Raw genomic sequence first — 17662 nt, forward strand, 5'->3', positions numbered from 1 at the left:
GCTATTATGAAAGTTAGAAAGTTTGCCGCAATTGATATAGGTTCCAATGCAGTTAGGTTGTTAATTTCAAATGTTTTAGAAGTAGATGGGGCATCTCCTGTATTCTCTAAAAGCAGTTTGGTTAGGGTACCAATTCGTTTAGGAACAGATGTATTTTTGAACGGGAAGGTATCTGATGAGAACGCTGAGCGTTTAGCAGAATCTATGAAAGCATTTAAATTGCTAATGGGGGTTCATAAGGTAGAAGCTTATAAGGCATGTGCTACATCGGCAATGCGCGAGGCTAAAAACGGAGAAGAACTTACCAAACTGATAAAGAAAAAGTCGGGCGTTCAAATAAACATTATAGACGGTTCTGATGAAGCGGCTATTATTGCAAATACAGATTTACAAGCACTTATTGAAGGAGATAAAGCGTATTTATATGTAGACGTAGGTGGGGGGAGTACCGAGTTTACTGTGTATTCTAATGGAGAAACTATTGCTTCTAAATCTTTTAAAATTGGGACTGTTCGTATTTTAAATGAAATGGTAAAACATGAAACCTGGGTTGAGGTAGAACAATGGATTAGAGAGAATACCAAAGACTTTTCAAAAATATCTTTAATAGGTTCTGGAGGAAATATTAATAAAATTTTCAAAATATCTGGTAAAAAGGAAGGTACACCATTAACATATAAGTACTTAAGTAGTTACTACCAGTTTTTAATGTCGTTTTCTTATGAAGAACGCATCTCTATTTTAGGGTTAAACCAAGATAGGGCAGATGTTATTATTCCGGCAGCACGTATTTATATAAGTGCTATGAAATGGAGTAAGGCTATTAAGATTTATGTTCCTAAGATAGGATTGTCTGATGGTATTGTAAAAAGTTTATATTATAGCACCATAGAAGGGAATAAAGTGGTAGATACTGAATAAGTATCTACCCTTGTATAGTTTATCCGTGCATGGTTTCTTTTTTACCTAAATCAAGCATTATTTCTGCTTCAAAGGTAAGTAGGTCTTGCCATTTTTGATCTACTTCTTCACGTTTTCCATATTTTCTGGCAAAGCCTAAGAACATGGTGTAGTGATTTGCTTCACTTGCCATTAAATTTTTGTAGAATTCTGCTAATTCAGGGTCGTTTATTTCTTCAGATAGTAATCTGAAACGCTCACAGCTTCTGGCTTCTATTAGAGCGGCATATAGAAGTTTGTTTACCATGAAATTAACTCTGGAACCTCCTTTAGGGAAAAAGGTCATTAATCGGTTTACATATTCATCTTTACGGTCTCTACCCAATGTCCAGCCACGAGCAATAATTCTATCGTGTACCATTTTAAAATGACTAATCTCTTCTTTTACAAGAGCGGTCATTTCTTGTACTAAGTCTGTATATTCAGGAAAAAGTACAATAAAAGATATGGCGGTACTAGTAGCTTTTTGTTCACAAAAAGCGTGATCGGTTAAAATTTCATGAATGTTTTTCTCAACAATATTTACCCATCTTGGGTCGGTAGGAAGTTTTAAGCCCAGCATAATTACGTTGTTTTGCACAAAAGTAAATAAAATAAAAAAGACATTTCGCCCTAACCCGAAATGCCTTTTTTAAATATGGCAATTGCAATTTTTTACTTGTACCTATTAGACGCATAAAACTTAAAAAGGTTGCGTTTAAAAAATTAATTTATTTTGAGAGTTGAACAATTTTGTTTGTGGTATTCCAGTTTCTTGCAGTGCTAGCGGTTTGTAATGCTTTTTCTATCACCTTATTAGTAAGTTTAGATTTACCGGCAGATTCCCTATAATAAATGTAGACAACATCATTAGTAACCGTGAATTTATCGGTTCCAAAATTCATATCTAAAAAAGTTTCGATTTCTTTAGATGCCGGAATATTTTGAAGGTAACATACATACATTTTTTTTAAGTCAAAGTCAGAAAGATTGGTGTACGGATTGTTAGTTAGTATAGTTTCCATTTCATAGGGTGTTTTTATAATAACAGAAACATTTTTAGTACTAAATTTTTCTTCAATCTTTTGTTCTAATTCAGAAGCATTAGGAGTAGTGTCACTTTCAAAAATAATATTACCACTTTGTATATAGGTGGCAACATTCTTAAAACCAAGTGATGTCCAAAAAAGTTTTAAGTCAGCCATTTTAATAATGTTTGTACCAGAAACGTTTATACTTCGTAATAGACAAATGTATGTAGGCATAGCTTTTTAGTTTTAAATATCCAAATCGAATTCTTTTCTAAGTAAATCTATATAAGGGTTTACTTCCCTTAATTTCTCATATTTTTCTTGTGGTGTAAAGATAAACTTCTTAGAAGTTTCTTCGTTTACAGTAACGTGTAACGATAGGTGATAATTTCTAAGCTTCTTTTTAAGGTATGCCAGTAAAGCATTCTGTTGATGAATAATATCGTGCTTAATACCTTCGTTTGGAGACTCAATCCAAATAGTAGTTTCATTCTTTAAAGTAGGTGTATCTACCGTAAGGTTAGAAGCCATTATTTTTTTACCTTCTTTTTCAAGTTTAGCAACATACTTTTGCCAGTATTCCTGCATTTGTTTTTCGGTAAACTTTTCTTTCGGAAGGTTGGATTCATCTATTACTTCCTCTCTTTTATTGGCTTCAAATTCTTTTTTTGTTCTGATACTGTTTAAAGAGAGCCCTGAAACTCTTTTGGGTAGATTTTTTAAATCAATTTTAGGGATTTCTTTTTTAGCATCATCTTTAGTATCCAGTGACTTAGGTTGTGCTACTTTAGCTGAAGTATCAGTGTTGTTAGATGTTGTTGTATGTGGAGTAGCCTCTTTAACTTCAACAGGGTGTGTACTTATAAAAAAGGAAGAAGGAATTATAAAGTTGCTACCTTTTTTTTTTTCTCCATCATAAGTGATAGAGGCAAGTTGCATAAGACAAAGTTCAATTAATAATCGTTGATTTTTACTTGTCTTGTAGTTGAGGTCGCATTCATTGGCTAGCTGCAGTGCTTGTAACAGAAATGGCATGGATGTTTTCCTGCTTTGTTCAGCATATTTTTGTTTGGCTTCATCACCAACTTCTAGTAAGCTTAACGTTGCCTCATTTTTACAAACCATTAAATCTCTAAAATGACTCGCTAGCCCTGAGATAAAATGATGTGCATCAAAACCTCTACTTAATATTTCATTAAATTGAATTAGTAAGTCAGGAATCTTATTCTCTAAAATAGCCTCAGTAGCGGCAAAGTACGTTTCAAAATCTAATACATTTAGGTTTTCTGTTACTGCTTTTCGTGTAAGCTTTTTACCAGAAAAAGAAACTACTCTGTCAAATATAGAAAGGGCATCACGCATGGCACCATCAGCCTTTTGAGCAATAATATGTAGTGCATCATCTTCAGCTTCTATACCCTGTTCTTCGGCTATATATTTTAAATATTCCTTTGCGTCTGTTACCGTAATTCGTTTAAAATCAAATATCTGACAACGAGAAAGAATCGTAGGAATTATTTTATGCTTTTCTGTAGTAGCTAATATAAAAATAGCATGTTTAGGGGGCTCTTCAAGTGTTTTTAAAAAGGCATTAAATGCAGCAGAAGACAACATGTGAACCTCATCTATAATATACACTTTATATTTACCTACTTGAGGCGGTATACGAACCTGATCTATAAGATTACGTATGTCGTCTACCGAGTTGTTAGAAGCAGCATCAAGCTCAAAAATATTGAATGCAAAATCTTCATCTTCTTGTTCGCTTCCATCAGCATTAATCATTTTAGCAAGAATACGGGCACAGGTAGTTTTACCAACACCTCTAGGACCGCAAAATAATAAAGCTTGTGCCAGATGATTATTCTCAATGGCATTAAGTAATGTATTGGTAATTGCTTTTTGACCAACTACATCTCTAAAGGTTTGCGGACGATATTTTCTTGCAGATACTATAAAATGCTCCATACGTAAGGGCAAATATAAAAAATGACCTTTGAATTATTGTTACTACTGTTTTTGTATTTATAAGGACTTATTAACATTGTTACGCATGTTAATTGGTAGATAGCAAGTAAATATTATTACATATCAACTAAAAAAGCTACTTTTGTGGCTAGAAGCAGGCTACCTTATCGCTCGGTTTTTCGAGAGGAAAGTCCGGACACCATAGAGTAAGTATAGCGGCTAACAGCCGTCCGTTGTAAGGCGAGGACCAGTGCAACAGAAAGAATGTACAGGTAATGCTGTAGTGAAATCAGGTAAACTCTATACGGTGCAACGCCATGTAAACCAACGTTTGAGAGCTGCTCGTTCAATGTTGGAGGGTAGGCGGTTAGAATGTACGGGTAACTGTATGTCTAGATAAATGGTAAGGCTTAGACAGAATCCGGCTTATGGCCTGCTTTTAATTTTCTTCTTCGGTATCGTCGTCTTCACTTTCAGGAATTTCAAAGAAGCTAAAAACACTTCCTCCGTATCTTTTTAAAAAGCTGAAGTTAGGCAATTGCGATAGGTCGGTATGTTTAGAATGTTCAATGATTAAGAAACCTTCCTCAGAAACTAAATTTCTTTCAAAGACTAATTTTGTTATGGTAGCAAATTGTTCGTCTGAGAAATCATAAGGAGGATCAGCAAAGACAATATCGGCTGAAATTAATGTTTTCCCCAAGAATTTAAAAACATCACTTTTAATAGTGTTGATATTAAAATCGAGTTCTTCACTGGTTTTAGAAACAAACTGAACACATCCCTGATTTTGATCTACCGCTGTGATTTCTGTACAACCTCTACTAGCAAATTCATAACTAATATTTCCTGTCCCCGTAAAGAGATCTAATAATGATACTTCATTAAAATAATAGTAATTATTTAAGATGTTGAAAAGTGATTCTTTAGCAAAATCTGTTGTAGGTCTTACCGGTAATTTAGCCGGTGCCATTAAACGTTTTCCTTTATGTTTACCAGAAATGATTCTCACTATTGCATGTTTATTAGAGCAAAATTTTCTAAAACCTCTTCTTTAGTAAGGTTTATATATTTATTAAATAATGCTTGTTCAGAGTATATGTCTACAAATCTAATATAAGTGTAGAGTATTTTATATAATGGATGATCGTCTTTTGTATTTGCTATAAGAATAGCGGGTATATTCTCGGTATCTAATTCTAATTGTTCAAATACAAATAATACATAATAAATAAAGTCTTCAGGAGTATTGTAATTAAAACTATTATATAAAATTAGTTTCTTCTGGTTGATAACGATAAGCTGAAATTCATTTGTATTTGTTAAGTGAATAAACACTTTAGAGCCTTCACTAGCTTTAGAGATATTAAGTAACTTGTTTACTAATACAGTAGCTATATGCTCATATTCAAATTCGCCAAACCAGTCTAGAAAAAAGTTATTAATATTAACAAAAGGGATGTATACATTAACGAGTTCTTTCCCTTCAATCTTATCGTACGTAATAAAGTCGTTAGGAAGAATTTTAATATTATATTTTAAATATTCTGCAAGTAACTCTTCATTAAAAACTGCGTCAGGTACAAAAGCCGATAAATTATTTAGATAAATAACTTTAAGAGTATCAAAATTTTGTTTTAGAATTTCGGTACTATTTATAATCTTTTTTACTTCTTCTAAGAGTGATTCAGGAGAATTGTTACGAGTGGCAAATGTAACCGACTGAAGTTCTTCTACGGTATTGCCAATGGTATTATAAATACAAAAAGAAAGTCCACTCAGACTAATCTGAATGGACAGTTCTTTATACGTTTTATGTAAGATATTATTTCTTGTTAGTTTTTGCGTCATAAATTGTTGGCCAGTTACCATTTGTACTAACTTCATCAAGAGAACCTACCAAAATTTCTGGTCCTGTAATATCTTCTGTAATATTTTCAGAATTTTTCTCCTGTTCAACTAAGTCAGCAGGCTGATCTGCAAGAATATCTTCTTTATTAGCTTTAACCAAAAATACAGGAGCACTATAATTATTCTTTATAATTGTAGCAGCTTCTAAATCAAATTTTTTATTATCTGTATAAGGAACAAACATCATTTTCTTATATCTGTCCGATTTTTTAAATAATGAGTCTTTTACAGAAACAGTTCCAATAGTATCAATAATTTTTCCTTCTTTAAGAACATCAATAGCGTACGCTTTATCATATTCCGTCCAAGAAGTATCTCTTTGAGAAGTAAGTGTAAATTCACCTGTTTCAATAAATGTAACTAACGTATCAAAACTTCCGGTATACTTACCATTTACAGTTTTATAAGCTTCTTCGCTATTTCTGATATCTTTCAGAGTTCTAACAACTTTAGCATAACGTTTTTCTTTAAGTTTTTTAAATTCTAAAGGACCTGAAACAGATTTATAAATCATGTAACAGAAAAAACCGCTTAATATCCAAAGGACAACTTGTGCTACTATTTTCATTTTATTAATTGTGAAATTATTTTATACTGGTTTACGCAAAGCTACAATTTTTTTTAATTCCAAAAAGGATTTAACAATAAAATCATTTTGACTATTTATTTACAAGAATAATGCCAAAAATGATGAGTAACCATTTTTCTTTTTTAAATTTGACCTTCAATCAATTTGAATGGATTCTTTAGCATTTTACAAACTTCTAAAAACGAAATTCCCCTTTGAACCTACTTCAATGCAAGACATAGTGTTGCAAAAGTTAGCAGAGTTCTTATTATCAAAGGATAACAATCGTGTTTTCTTACTGAAAGGGTTTGCCGGAACAGGTAAAACTACCATCATAGCCACTACAGTGATTAATCTGTGGCATGCCAAATTAAAAGCGGTATTACTAGCACCAACCGGTAGAGCAGCTAAAGTTATTACCAGTTATTCTAACACAACTGCATACACAATTCATAAGAAAATTTATTTTCCTAAGAAGCAGAAAAATGGCGGGGTCTCTTTTACATTACAGCCCAATAAGCATAGAAATACGGTTTTTATTGTAGATGAAGCTTCTATGATACCCGATATCAATACCGATTCAAAGTTGTTTGAAAACGGATCTTTATTAGATGATTTGGTGCAATATGTATATTCTGGACACCAATGTAAGCTACTTTTAATAGGAGATACAGCTCAGTTACCTCCTGTAAATTTAAGTGTGAGTCCTGCTCTTGAAGAACATACATTAAGTAATCATTATAATAAAGAAGTTACATCTTTGGAAATGGATGAAGTAATGCGTCAGGCAGAAGATTCGGGTATTCTTTATAATGCTACCAATATTAGGGAGCAAATTGCGACTTATTTCACAGAGAATTTTCAATTTCAGATTAACGGCTTTACTGATATAATTCGTTTAGTAGATGGTTTTGAAATTCAGGAGGCAATAGATCAAGCTTATTCCACTGTAGGGAGAGAAGAAACGGTGCTTATTGTACGTTCCAATAAAAGGGCTAATCTATATAATCAGCAAATAAGGAGTAAAATTTTATTTAATGAAAATGAGTTGACTCCAGGTGATTTTGTAATGGTAGTTAAAAATAATTATTTCTGGATTAAAGCTACTACAGAGGCCGGATTTATAGCTAATGGCGATATTTTAGAAGTTTTAGAAATATTTTCTATTAAAGAGTTGTACGGTTTTCGATTTGCAGAAGTAAAAGTACAAATGGTTGATTATCCTAGTATGAAACCTTTTGAAACTGTGCTTTTGCTTGATACTATAAAGGCGGAGTCACCTTCGCTATCATATGAAGAAAGTAATCGATTATATCAGGAGGTGATGAAAGATTATGAAGAGGAAACTTCTAACTATAAGAAGTTTTTAAAGGTGAAGAACAATCCTTTTTTTAATGCCCTTCAAGTAAAATTTTCATACGCCGTAACTTGTCATAAGTCACAAGGAGGACAATGGAATACTGTTTTTATAGAGCAACCTTATTTACCAGATGGTATTAGTATTGACTATTTAAGATGGTTGTATACGGCTATTACCAGGGCTAAAGAAAAACTCTACTTGATAGGCTTTAAAGATGATTTCTTTATAAATTAAAAAGGTAAGAATTTTAATTAGTATTACCTTAGCATATAATAGATATAATATTTATGAAAGTTATAGCAATGATACCTGCGAGGTATGCAGCTTCTAGGTTTCCGGCAAAATTAATGCAAGAACTTGGGGGTAAAACAGTTATTTTAAGAACGTATGAGGCAGCTGTAAATACAGGCTTGTTTGATGCGGTATATGTAGTTACTGATAGCGATATTATTTTTAACGAAATAGAAGGTAATGGTGGGAAAGCTATTATGAGCATAAAGGAACATGAATGTGGAAGTGATAGAATTGCGGAAGCAGTAGCTAATATGGATGTAGATATTGTTATTAATGTTCAAGGTGATGAGCCATTTACCGAGGCTAAAAGTCTTAGCAAGGTTATTGAAGTTTTTAAAGACGATCATGATAGAGAGATTGATTTAGCATCGTTAATGACTCCGTTATCTGATTGGGAAGATGTAGAGAATCCTAATAATGTAAAGGTTATTGTAGATAACCGAAGTTTTGCGTTGTACTTTTCTAGATCTCCTATACCTTACCCTAGAGGTAAAGAAATTGAGGCTACCTATTATAAGCATAAAGGTATTTATGCATTTAGAAAAGAAGCGTTATTGGCTTTTCCTAAAATGGAAATGAAAATGCTAGAAGCTACCGAAAAAATTGAGGCCATAAGATATTTGGAGTATGGTAAGAAAATAAAGATGGTAGAGACAGACGTGACCGGTATTGAAATAGATACTCCTGAAGATTTAGAAAAAGCAAAGAAAATGTTATCTGATGTTTGATAAAATTAAAGTAATTGGATTTGATGCTGACGATACCCTTTGGGTAAATGAAACCTATTTTAGAGATACGGAAGCAGTTTTTGGAAAATTGCTTTCGGGATATGAAACACCCAATAAAATAGATCAGGAGCTTTTTAAAAAAGAAATAGAAAACCTGGAAATCTATGGATATGGTGTTAAAGGCTTTGTTTTATCTATGGTAGAATCGGCTATAGAATTATCTAACGGAACCATATCTGCAGAGATTATTGAAGAAATTTTAAATTTAGGGAAGCAAATGCTTTCTAAACCTGTTGAATTGCTTGATGGGGTTACTGAAGTTTTAGAGGCCCTTTATGGTAAGTTTACACTTATAGTATTAACGAAAGGAGATCTTTTAGACCAAAAAAGAAAACTTGAAAAATCGAATCTAAGTGGTTATTTTCACCATATAGAGGTAATGACCGAGAAATCTGAAAAAGATTATGGAGAGGTTTTAAAACACTTAGATATTCAACCAGAAGAGTTTCTGATGGTGGGTAATTCTTTAAAATCGGATGTGTTACCCTTGTTGAAAATGGGGAGTAATGCCGTGCATGTTCCTTTTCATATTACTTGGGCACATGAGAAGGTGTCTGAAAAGGTGGTTGGAGAAACTAACATTGTTACCTTATCTTCTTTAAAAGAGTTATTAAATTACGTTTAGCCTTTTTCTCTATCAAAAATGAAATCAAAAGAACAAAATTGGGATACTTCTTTATATGTAGATAAACATGCGTTTGTATATAAATATGGAACAGGGTTAATAGATGTATTAAATCCTCAATCGGGCGAAAATATTCTTGATGTTGGTTGTGGAACAGGACAATTAACTGCTCAAATTAGAGAAAAGGGGTGTCAGGTGATTGGAATCGACGCTTCTGAGGAAATGAATAAAAATTTGTCGAATTTAGTAATGTCTGATTTTGGGTAAGCCTACATATGATAGACCTACCTTATTAGCAGATACTGAAAAAGGAATTGAAGATTGGTTATATATGTTTGCAACTAGTTTTTTTAAGGGAATACCAACTGATTTGGTAGGTGATATATGTACAGAGGTACAACAAAAGTTGTACCCCGTATTATTTAAAGATGAAAATTGGTATGCAGATTATAAACGACTACGTATAGTAGCACATAAGTAAGATTTAATCGTTTAGTCCATAATTTTTAATAGACTCTATTGGTGCAATTATATTATACCCTTCCCATACATTAGGATCATATTTTTTTAACTCAATACACTTATACGAATCCTGATTTTCGATTTTAGAAAATTCAGCTTCATCAATAATAGCATTTTCTAAAGCATAAAATTCTGTTATACTAAAAGAGTTTGTTTCAAAAGTAAAGTTTATCTTAAAAACGCTTTTGTCATCTGAACGATTGGTTTTGTTTTTCTTAAATTTTATGGGTCTACTTATATAGGCATAAACACCTTCTTCTTTTTTGGCAAACTTAAGGTTATACTTCCCTTTACTGTTTTTCTCAAAAACCCAAGAAATTCCAATACGGTCTTGTTTTACGTGAACACCTACTAAGAATTTTAGATTTAAGTTATGGAGGTTTTCACTTTCCAACATTTGGCAATCTAATCGTACTAAGGCATAATCCATTACGTTTATATACATTTTACCATAATATAAGGCACTTCCTTTTCTTGGTACAAATCTGATAATATAAGCCATCTCATTATTTATAGTTGTATAGCCTTCTAAGGTATATTCATATCTATTCTGTTTATCGAAAAAATCAACATCTTCGTTTTCGTAAAACATATTTAATGATTTATATTTATAGCTTAATTGATTTCTTAAGAAATTGGTGCTACTGGTGCTATCTTTTTCATTTTCAGTAACTAAAAATTCTTTAGTAGTAATAGAATCTTCCATCTTAAACATTCCCGATTTAACTTTATATGTAGCAGTAGTGTCTAAGTATTTGGTTAATAAATCGACTACCTTTGTAGTTAGCTTTTCAGAATTAATATCCTTATCATTATTTTTTAATAATACAGCCTTTTTTATTTGAATTTTAGAGGAGTCTTTATAAGTAAAAAACTTTCCATAGTATTCATCAAAAAATTCAAAATTCGAATTCTTATAGCTCTTTGTAAAATCTTCAATTTCTTCATTGAGTTTTTTTCTTTCCTTTCTATCTAAATCAGTTAATTTATTTAATTCAAGCTCTAAGTCTTCAAGCTTACTTTTATTAGTATTTCTAATAAAAAATGTTTGGTTTATATTTTCCGTAACATAATTAGAAGGAGCCATTTCAATCATCTTATTAACAATTTCTAAAGGAGTTAATTGTTTATTAGATACCAAAACTTCCCCAAGTTCTGTTACTTGCTCAATGAGTGTATATGTATGATTATTTTCAATTTCGGAGACAGCCACTTCAAATGTTTCATACCCCATAAATGATATTTTCATAATGGAATCTTTTAAATGTGTAGGGATTAGAATTGAAAAATCACCTTCGCCATTTGACAGTACACCATTACGATCTCCTATTTGTATAGTAGCATAGGGAATGGGAGCCTCATGAATATCTTGAATATGACCGGAAATTTGTTGGGCATTTAAACTAATTAATGAAATAAAAATTAAGAATAGAGTAGTAAGCCTTTTTTTGTGCTTCATATAACAAATGTAAATTACTTAGTTTAGTAGTCACTAAAATAAAGCGAGTTCGATATAAAACGGAATAATTCGCTATAATTTCTAAAGATAAAATTACTGAAATAATTTGTTCTATTCATAACCTTTATATCAGATTTACCCAAATTAGAGAAAAAGGTTAGCACACTAATAGAAAAAATCATTGCCTATATAAGGAATAAAACTATCATAGAATTTGATATGTATAACCTTAAACTAGCAGTTTAGTCATTCAACTAGTCGTACAGTTTCTTGTTGCAAGTCTAGATCAAAGCTGTTCAAACTTTCTTCTTCTTTTAGATTCAATTTTGTTTCTCGATAGGCTTTAGGAGAAATGCCATAAAAGTTTTTAAAAGAGGAAGAGAATTTTGAAATGTTTGAAAATCCAGTTGCATAAGTAACTTCAGAGATGGTTAATTTTTTGTCAGATAGTAAGATCCCTGCTTGTTTTAATCGTATATTTTTGATTAAATCTCGAGCTGACTGATTAGTTAGCTCTTTCAATTTTCTATATAAGTGAACCCTGCTTAAGCCAATTTCAGAAGCCAACATTTCAACATTCAATTCAGGATTGTTCAAATTTTCATTAATTACAGTAATAATTTTTTGTATTAATTTTTCATCCGAAGATTTTATGGAAATTTTATCTAATTGTTCTTCCGGGATTTGGTTGCCTCTATAGGTGTTTTTAAGTAGTTCACGATTGTGAATTAAATTTTGAACAGTTTTTGTTAAAATTTGAAGATTAAATGGTTTTGGAAGGTAGGCATCGGCACCAATATTTAAGCCTTCTAAATTATCTTTTTCTCTAGATTTAGCTGTAAGAAGAATGACCGGAATGTGATTAATATTGATGTGTTGTTTTATTTTTTTGCACAAGCTAATACCGTCTAGCTCTGGCATTTTTACATCACTGATGACTAAATCATATGGAGTTTTTAATATCATAGATAAAGCCTCTTTTCCATTCTTACTTTGTGATACATGATAGTGTTCAGAGAATTCCTTGGTAAGATACGCTCTCATCTCGGCATCGTCATCTACAATAAGGATTTTATATTTGCTTTTATTTTTGTTTTTTTCATTTTTAATGGATAGATCGGTTATGATTGGTATGGGCTGATATTCATCTAACGAGTTTGTGGTGTTTATAGACTCTTCAAATTTATCGCTATTAGATAAAAGTGAATTTTTTACTGGAATTTCAATAATGAAACAACTGCCTTTTTTGTCTAGATTATTTTCGGCTTTGATGGTTCCATGATGCGATTTTACAATGGATTTTGTCAAATGTAAACCGATTCCCGTACCTTTTGTGATATTCCCGGGAGATTGGTAAAATCTATCAAATATGTGGGTTGTATCTTTTTCTTCTATTCCTTTTCCATTGTCTATAATTTTAATCTGAAGAGTATCTTCTTTATGTGCTAATTCACAAAGACTAAGTTCAATTTTTATTTTACCATTATTAGGAGTGAACTTATACGCATTCGAAAGTATATTCTGTATAATTTTATCAAAATATCTAGGATCTACATCTACAAACAAAAAGGGTAGCTCATGTTCAAATTCAAATTCTATATTTTTATCTTCTCGCTGATCTTCAAATAAAGATGCCATCTCTTCTATAAGAGTGATGATTTCTGTTTTTTGAAATTTCATTTGAATTTGACCTGCATCTATTTTTCGCATATCCATTAATTGATCAATTAACAACATAATCCGATCACAGTTTCGCTTCATTATTTTATAGGAATATTGTCTTTTTACATCTGTATCGGTTACAATTAATTTTCTTAGAGGATTGGCTAATAATGAAATAGGGGTCTTTATTTCATGAGCTATATTTGTAAAAAACTGTAATTTGGCTTCATGAATTTGGTTAATATAGTTTTGCTCTCTGATTTTTTCTCGTGTTTTAAATTTTTGACGATATAAGATAATGATTGCAGAGGCTATTGATAACACAATACATATATAGATTGCAATAGCTAAGGGAGTTAAATACCAAGGGTTGCGGATTATTATAGAGATACTTTTTTCAGGAGAAAAGGTCTTGTACTCTTTAGCTTTTATTTTGATATTATAGGTTCCTGGGGGTAAATCATTGAATGTAGCCAAATTGACACCTTGCGGAAGTTGATTCCACTTTTCATTGTTCATGGAGTAAAAGTAGGTAAGTCTTTCAGATTCGATATAGTTTGATGTCGCAAACTCTATAGCAAAAGTGTTGTCGTTGTAGGCTAAGTTAATATTCTTTACCTTAGATATTTGGTCATTTAGTATATTGTTTTTTCCAGATTTAGTTCCTTTCACAACTTCTTTATTATTAAGATATAGAGCCGTAATTTTTAAATCAGGAATTTTTCCTTCATCAGTAATATGTTCAGGATCAAAATAGGTAATGCCATTGATACCTCCAAAGTAAAGGTTAGACTCATAATCATTACAGGCAGCACCTTTGGTAAATTCATTTCCTTGTAGACCATCATTGTAAAAGTAATTTGTAAATTGTTTTTTGGTCATATCAAATTTTGAAATTCCATAATGGGTACTAATCCATAGATGGTGATCATTGTCTTCCTTTATGGCGCAAATAAAATTGGAAGGAAGACCATCACTATCAGTGTAGTGAATTAGTTTTTGGTTATTTACTTCTTTGTAAAATATACCATCAGTGGTGCCAATCCATAGATTTCCTAGCGTATCCTCATAAATGGTGTTAATAACTTTGGTGTCAAGGATATGATTGGCGCCTAATGTATCGATAAAGCTACCGTTAGAGAGGTTTAAGGCACATAGTCCAGCGTACGTTCCTATATATAAAGTATTGTTGGTTCCAAGGTGCAAACAGTTTACCCAATTATTGAACAATCTATTTTCTTTTGCATCTACTGGGGTTTCAGATTCTTCTATAAAACCATAATTTGAGATTTTTCCAGAATCTATATTCATAGAATATATTCCGGAGCCCATTGTAGCAATCCATAGATTGTTTTGTGTGTCTTCGGTTATATCATAAATGTGTTCTACTTTTTGACTTTGGGAGCCACTTAGATTATCCATATAGTTAAAAGTTCCATGGATTTTATCTACTAAAGCAAGACCATTTAGATATGTTCCAACCCATAGATTATAATGACTATCTTCATAAACACATAAAATAGTTGTATTGATACCACTACGATAATGAATTGTATGGCCATCTTCACGAATTCCATAAATACCATCACCATCAGTACCAACCCATAAGGTATGTTGCTTGTCTTTGTAGAGTGCGGTTATATAGTTTGAACCAATAAGATTTTTTTCAAATGATTTATTTCCGATGTAATGGAATTTGTTTGCGGTGGGAGGTACTTGAAGTAACCCTTTTTGAAAGATACCTAACCATAGGTTTCCTGTGTTGTCAATGATGATGGAATGTACTTTAGCTTTGGATAAATTAAATTGTGAAATTCCAAAATTGGACGCTATAATCTGTTGTGTATCGGTATTGAATGATTTAATCCCGCAGCCATCTGAACCTATTAACAACTGTTTTTTTTCAGTTAGGTAAAGAGTTTTTATTGGAAGATTATCGTTATATGGATCTTTTATTTTTTTAAAAATATTATTTGAAGCGTCATATGCATAGAGGCCACCATTGAGTTTACCAACATAAAGGGTATGATGATGGTCTTCAACAATACTTGTTATATTACCATCAGGCTCATCGTATTGAAAATAATGGGTGCTTTTTTTATCTACATCATATTTATACAATCCTTTGTTTTGGGTAATAATCCATAGATTTTCATCATGGTCTTCAAATAATTTATAAATAAATCGAGTAGGGGTTAGGCCGGTTAACTGTTGGCCGTAAATTGTACCTTCTTTGGTGTGTAGTTTAAATATTCCTTCTCCTGAAGTAGCAATGAGAATATCACCATTCTTACGTTGAATCATTGAAAATATATGGGGAAATACTTCTTTTCTAGAGTTGTTATACAAAGAAACTTGTGAGAAAGATTGATTTTTATGATCGTATTGTTGCAAACCATTAATGAAACCAAAAAATAAATTCCCTTTCAAATCCTCAAAAATAGCTCGGGAATAATTATCTAAAACCGTCGTGGCGTCCCCTTTTTGATGTTTGAACACCTTCATTTTAGCCCCATCAAATTTATTTAGCCCGTCTTCTGTAGTAATCCAAATAGTTCCATTAGAATCTTGAAAAACTTGGTTGATCAAGCTACTGGATAATTCGGTATCTGTTGAAAATAGTCTACCTTTTTGTCCTAGTGCTCTTGTAAAGCAGCATAAGAAGAGTATAACGAATAATGTGGTTGATCTCATTAGAAATATTAATTGCTTGTTGATTACTTCGGTAAACTATTTCGTTTTCGTATAGCTTTATACGTAATCATGTATTGAATTACATGGTAGTTATATGAATGCATATAGTTTAATAGACTACAAGATATGTAATGATTTTAATATTTTCAATATTTACCTATATATTATTGTGTAATTGTATTTTTTTAAATGTATTATTTGTTTAAAATATAATTTAACCACAATGTGTGAGTGCTCAAATGCTTTTGTAATTCTTTTTTATAAGCGATTAAAAATTTTAAAAATTAGTATATAAAAGTACAGATTGTAACCTAGAGAACATAAATTGTAACGAGGGGAACTATAGATTTATATTGGAGTTACTAACTTCGCATAGTAATTAGTAAACAATTAATTACGGCGTTCATAAGGAATCATTTAATAAAGATATAGAGGATAACCCGAGTTGAGATAGCTAGGGATATTAATTTTGGTTAGCTTAGAGGAGATATCAATCTCCTCTTGCTTTTTTTTATAGAAGTTGTTCTATAAAATGTCTTTTCTTCTATAAGATGACAATAAAAAATAGATGTAACCTAAGAATAAATCTTTGTAACAAAATTTAGGCACTATCACTGGCTTTAAGAATACATTTGCTATAGAGGTGTTAATACGTACCAGTAAGGTATTTCTACTTTAAGTAGGCCAAATTATGAATATCGAATTCAGAAAAGATGAAAATTAGAAATTTTTTGTGGATATGTTTTGTAGGTATAATCAGTTGTACCAAACCTATAGAAAAGAACTCTTTAGACAGTTTTAAAGGAGTACTAAATAATAGATTTTATATTGGAACAGCTTTGAGTAATGAACAATTGATAAGAGAAGATAATAAAATTTTAAGAGAAGCTGCTAATCAATTCAATGCCATTGTTCCTGAAAATTGTATGAAGAGTGCTTTAATACACCCGCAAAAGGAAGTGTATAATTTTACATTAGCAGATCGATTTATTGAATATGGCTTACAACATGATATGTGGATGACAGGTCATACCCTTATATGGCATTCTCAAACTCCTGATTGGTTTTTTAAAGATAGTAATGGAAATGAGGTAAAACGTGATGAATTGATACATCGTATGAAGGATCATATAACAACATTAGTACATAGGTATAAAGACTTTATAAAAGGCTGGGATGTTGTTAATGAAGCGATTGAAGATGATGGTTCATATAGGGAAACTAAGTTTTACAAAATTATTGGACCTGAATATATTAACCTTGCTTTTAAATTTGCACGAGAAGCCGATCCAAAAGCAGAGCTATATTATAATGATTATTCTATGACATTGCCAGAAAAAAGAGCGGGTGTTATTAGAATGATAAGAGCATTGCAACGACAGGGAATAAGAGTAGATGGTATTGGTATGCAAGGGCATGTAAATCTTACATCTCCTAGTATAGAAGCATTTGAAAATAGTATTGTTGCTTACGCAGATCTCGGAGTTAAAGTAATGATTACAGAATTTGATATTTCGGTGCTACCGTTTCCGAATGAGCACTTAGGGGCAGATATAAATACCACTGTAAGTTATAAAGAGCAATTGAATCCATATAAAGAAAAATTGCCAGATACTATTCAGCAAAAGTTCAATGATAGGTGCTTTGATTTTTTTAAGCTCTTTTTAAAGTATGATAAAGCCATCACAAGAGTAACGGTATGGGGAGTAAGTGATGAATATTCATGGAAGAATGATTGGCCTATTACAGGTCGTACAGATTATCCTTTATTGATAGGAAGGAATCATAAACCTAAAGAAATTTTAAAGCAATTAACCACGTATGTAGCTAATAAATAGGTG

General features: G+C 31.6%; 15 protein-coding genes and 1 other RNA gene. 8 read left to right on the forward strand and 8 right to left on the reverse strand.

The genetic code is table 11. The annotated features are described in order from the left end of the window. The first annotated feature begins 3 nt into the window (after positions 1–3). Positions 4–921 (forward strand): Ppx/GppA phosphatase family protein, encoded by a 918-nt coding sequence (locus NBRC110019_RS04495; RefSeq protein WP_281753044.1) that lies wholly within the window; start codon positions 4–6, stop codon positions 919–921. 19 nt (positions 922–940) lie between these two features. On the opposite strand, the gene NBRC110019_RS04500 is transcribed toward NBRC110019_RS04495, so the two are convergent. The 3 genes from NBRC110019_RS04500 to dnaX form a co-directional block, all read right to left on the reverse strand. Beyond that, on the reverse strand, positions 941–1522 hold the full coding sequence (locus NBRC110019_RS04500) for a MiaE family protein (RefSeq protein WP_281752821.1): 582 nt from the start codon (positions 1520–1522) through the stop codon (positions 941–943). Positions 1523–1670: 148 nt separating this feature from the next. Then, a complete protein-coding gene (locus tag NBRC110019_RS04505) occupies positions 1671–2204 on the reverse strand; it encodes a DUF1697 domain-containing protein (RefSeq protein ID WP_281752823.1) in 534 nt (177 codons plus the stop codon). Positions 2205–2216: 12 nt separating this feature from the next. Next, on the reverse strand, positions 2217–3938 hold the full coding sequence (gene dnaX / locus NBRC110019_RS04510) for a DNA polymerase III subunit gamma/tau (RefSeq protein WP_281752825.1): 1722 nt from the start codon (positions 3936–3938) through the stop codon (positions 2217–2219). 151 nt (positions 3939–4089) lie between these two features. Between dnaX and rnpB the strand changes: the two genes are divergently transcribed. Continuing rightward, positions 4090–4382, forward strand: an RNA gene (gene rnpB / locus NBRC110019_RS04515) — RNase P RNA component class A. On the opposite strand, the gene NBRC110019_RS04520 is transcribed toward rnpB, so the two are convergent. The 3 genes from NBRC110019_RS04520 to NBRC110019_RS04530 are packed head-to-tail and all read right to left on the reverse strand — an operon-like array spanning position 4378 to position 6417. Beyond that, the gene (locus NBRC110019_RS04520) at positions 4378–4950 is read right to left on the reverse strand and encodes an RsmD family RNA methyltransferase (protein ID WP_281752827.1); all 573 of its coding nucleotides are present in this window, start codon (positions 4948–4950) and stop codon (positions 4378–4380) included. The two genes, rnpB and NBRC110019_RS04520, sit on opposite strands and share 5 nt — an antisense overlap. Continuing rightward, positions 4950–5789 (reverse strand): DUF3822 family protein, encoded by an 840-nt coding sequence (locus NBRC110019_RS04525; protein ID WP_281752829.1) that lies wholly within the window; start codon positions 5787–5789, stop codon positions 4950–4952. Before NBRC110019_RS04525 ends, NBRC110019_RS04520 begins: the two co-directional genes overlap by 1 nt. After that, positions 5764–6417 carry a hypothetical protein gene (locus NBRC110019_RS04530; protein ID WP_281752831.1) on the reverse strand — a complete coding sequence of 218 codons (654 nt, stop codon included), beginning with the start codon at positions 6415–6417 and terminating at the stop codon, positions 5764–5766. Before NBRC110019_RS04530 ends, NBRC110019_RS04525 begins: the two co-directional genes overlap by 26 nt. Positions 6418–6586: 169 nt before the next feature. On the opposite strand from NBRC110019_RS04530, the gene NBRC110019_RS04535 reads away from it, so the two are divergent. From NBRC110019_RS04535 to NBRC110019_RS04555, 5 genes are read left to right on the forward strand one after another with little or no spacing between them, the layout of a single operon-like run. Next, a complete protein-coding gene (locus NBRC110019_RS04535; RefSeq protein WP_281752834.1) occupies positions 6587–8011 on the forward strand; it encodes an ATP-dependent DNA helicase in 1425 nt (474 codons plus the stop codon). Between the two features lie 53 nt (positions 8012–8064). Beyond that, the gene (kdsB, locus tag NBRC110019_RS04540; protein WP_281752836.1) at positions 8065–8799 is read left to right on the forward strand and encodes a 3-deoxy-manno-octulosonate cytidylyltransferase; all 735 of its coding nucleotides are present in this window, start codon (positions 8065–8067) and stop codon (positions 8797–8799) included. After that, entirely contained in the window at positions 8792–9484 is a 693-nt protein-coding gene (locus NBRC110019_RS04545; protein WP_281752838.1) for an HAD family hydrolase, read from the forward strand. Before kdsB ends, NBRC110019_RS04545 begins: the two co-directional genes overlap by 8 nt. 18 nt (positions 9485–9502) lie before the next feature. Continuing rightward, positions 9503–9751, forward strand: a complete 249-nt coding sequence (locus NBRC110019_RS04550) for a class I SAM-dependent methyltransferase (protein WP_281752840.1) — start codon at positions 9503–9505, stop codon at positions 9749–9751. Next, a complete protein-coding gene (locus NBRC110019_RS04555) occupies positions 9744–9965 on the forward strand; it encodes a hypothetical protein (protein ID WP_281752842.1) in 222 nt (73 codons plus the stop codon). The genes NBRC110019_RS04550 and NBRC110019_RS04555 overlap by 8 nt, the downstream gene beginning before the upstream one ends. A gap of 3 nt (positions 9966–9968) precedes the next feature. Here NBRC110019_RS04555 and NBRC110019_RS04560 read toward each other — a convergent pair whose 3' ends face one another. Both NBRC110019_RS04560 and NBRC110019_RS04565 read right to left on the reverse strand, forming a co-directional pair. Next, entirely contained in the window at positions 9969–11465 is a 1497-nt protein-coding gene (locus NBRC110019_RS04560; protein WP_281752843.1) for a carboxypeptidase-like regulatory domain-containing protein, read from the reverse strand. A gap of 246 nt (positions 11466–11711) precedes the next feature. Then, positions 11712–15821: a hybrid sensor histidine kinase/response regulator transcription factor gene (locus NBRC110019_RS04565; RefSeq protein WP_281752845.1), complete on the reverse strand. Its 4110-nt coding sequence runs from the start codon at positions 15819–15821 to the stop codon at positions 11712–11714. A 713-nt stretch (positions 15822–16534) separates the two neighbouring features. Between NBRC110019_RS04565 and NBRC110019_RS04570 the strand changes: the two genes are divergently transcribed. After that, positions 16535–17659 (forward strand): endo-1,4-beta-xylanase, encoded by a 1125-nt coding sequence (locus NBRC110019_RS04570; protein WP_281752847.1) that lies wholly within the window; start codon positions 16535–16537, stop codon positions 17657–17659. Positions 17660–17662 lie beyond the last annotated feature (3 nt).

This window comes from Neptunitalea chrysea, from assembly GCF_027924145.1.
GTDB classification, from domain to species: Bacteria; Bacteroidota; Bacteroidia; order Flavobacteriales; family Flavobacteriaceae; genus Neptunitalea; species Neptunitalea chrysea.

Excerpts from the sequence above, each read along its gene's own strand:
- NBRC110019_RS04500 (WP_281752821.1), bottom strand. The coding sequence starts at position 1,522 with ATGCTGGGCTTAAAACTTCCTACCGACCCAAGATGGGTAAATATTGTT.
- NBRC110019_RS04505 (WP_281752823.1), bottom strand. The coding sequence starts at position 2,204 with ATGCCTACATACATTTGTCTATTACGAAGTATAAACGTTTCTGGTACA.
- dnaX (WP_281752825.1), bottom strand. The coding sequence starts at position 3,938 with ATGGAGCATTTTATAGTATCTGCAAGAAAATATCGTCCGCAAACCTTT.
- NBRC110019_RS04525 (WP_281752829.1), bottom strand. The coding sequence starts at position 5,789 with ATGACGCAAAAACTAACAAGAAATAATATCTTACATAAAACGTATAAA.
- NBRC110019_RS04530 (WP_281752831.1), bottom strand. The coding sequence starts at position 6,417 with ATGAAAATAGTAGCACAAGTTGTCCTTTGGATATTAAGCGGTTTTTTC.
- NBRC110019_RS04535 (WP_281752834.1), top strand. The coding sequence starts at position 6,587 with ATGGATTCTTTAGCATTTTACAAACTTCTAAAAACGAAATTCCCCTTT.
- kdsB (WP_281752836.1), top strand. The coding sequence starts at position 8,065 with ATGAAAGTTATAGCAATGATACCTGCGAGGTATGCAGCTTCTAGGTTT.
- NBRC110019_RS04545 (WP_281752838.1), top strand. The coding sequence starts at position 8,792 with ATGTTTGATAAAATTAAAGTAATTGGATTTGATGCTGACGATACCCTT.
- NBRC110019_RS04550 (WP_281752840.1), top strand. The coding sequence starts at position 9,503 with ATGAAATCAAAAGAACAAAATTGGGATACTTCTTTATATGTAGATAAA.
- NBRC110019_RS04560 (WP_281752843.1), bottom strand. The coding sequence starts at position 11,465 with ATGAAGCACAAAAAAAGGCTTACTACTCTATTCTTAATTTTTATTTCA.
- NBRC110019_RS04565 (WP_281752845.1), bottom strand. The coding sequence starts at position 15,821 with ATGAGATCAACCACATTATTCGTTATACTCTTCTTATGCTGCTTTACA.
- NBRC110019_RS04570 (WP_281752847.1), top strand. The coding sequence starts at position 16,535 with ATGAAAATTAGAAATTTTTTGTGGATATGTTTTGTAGGTATAATCAGT.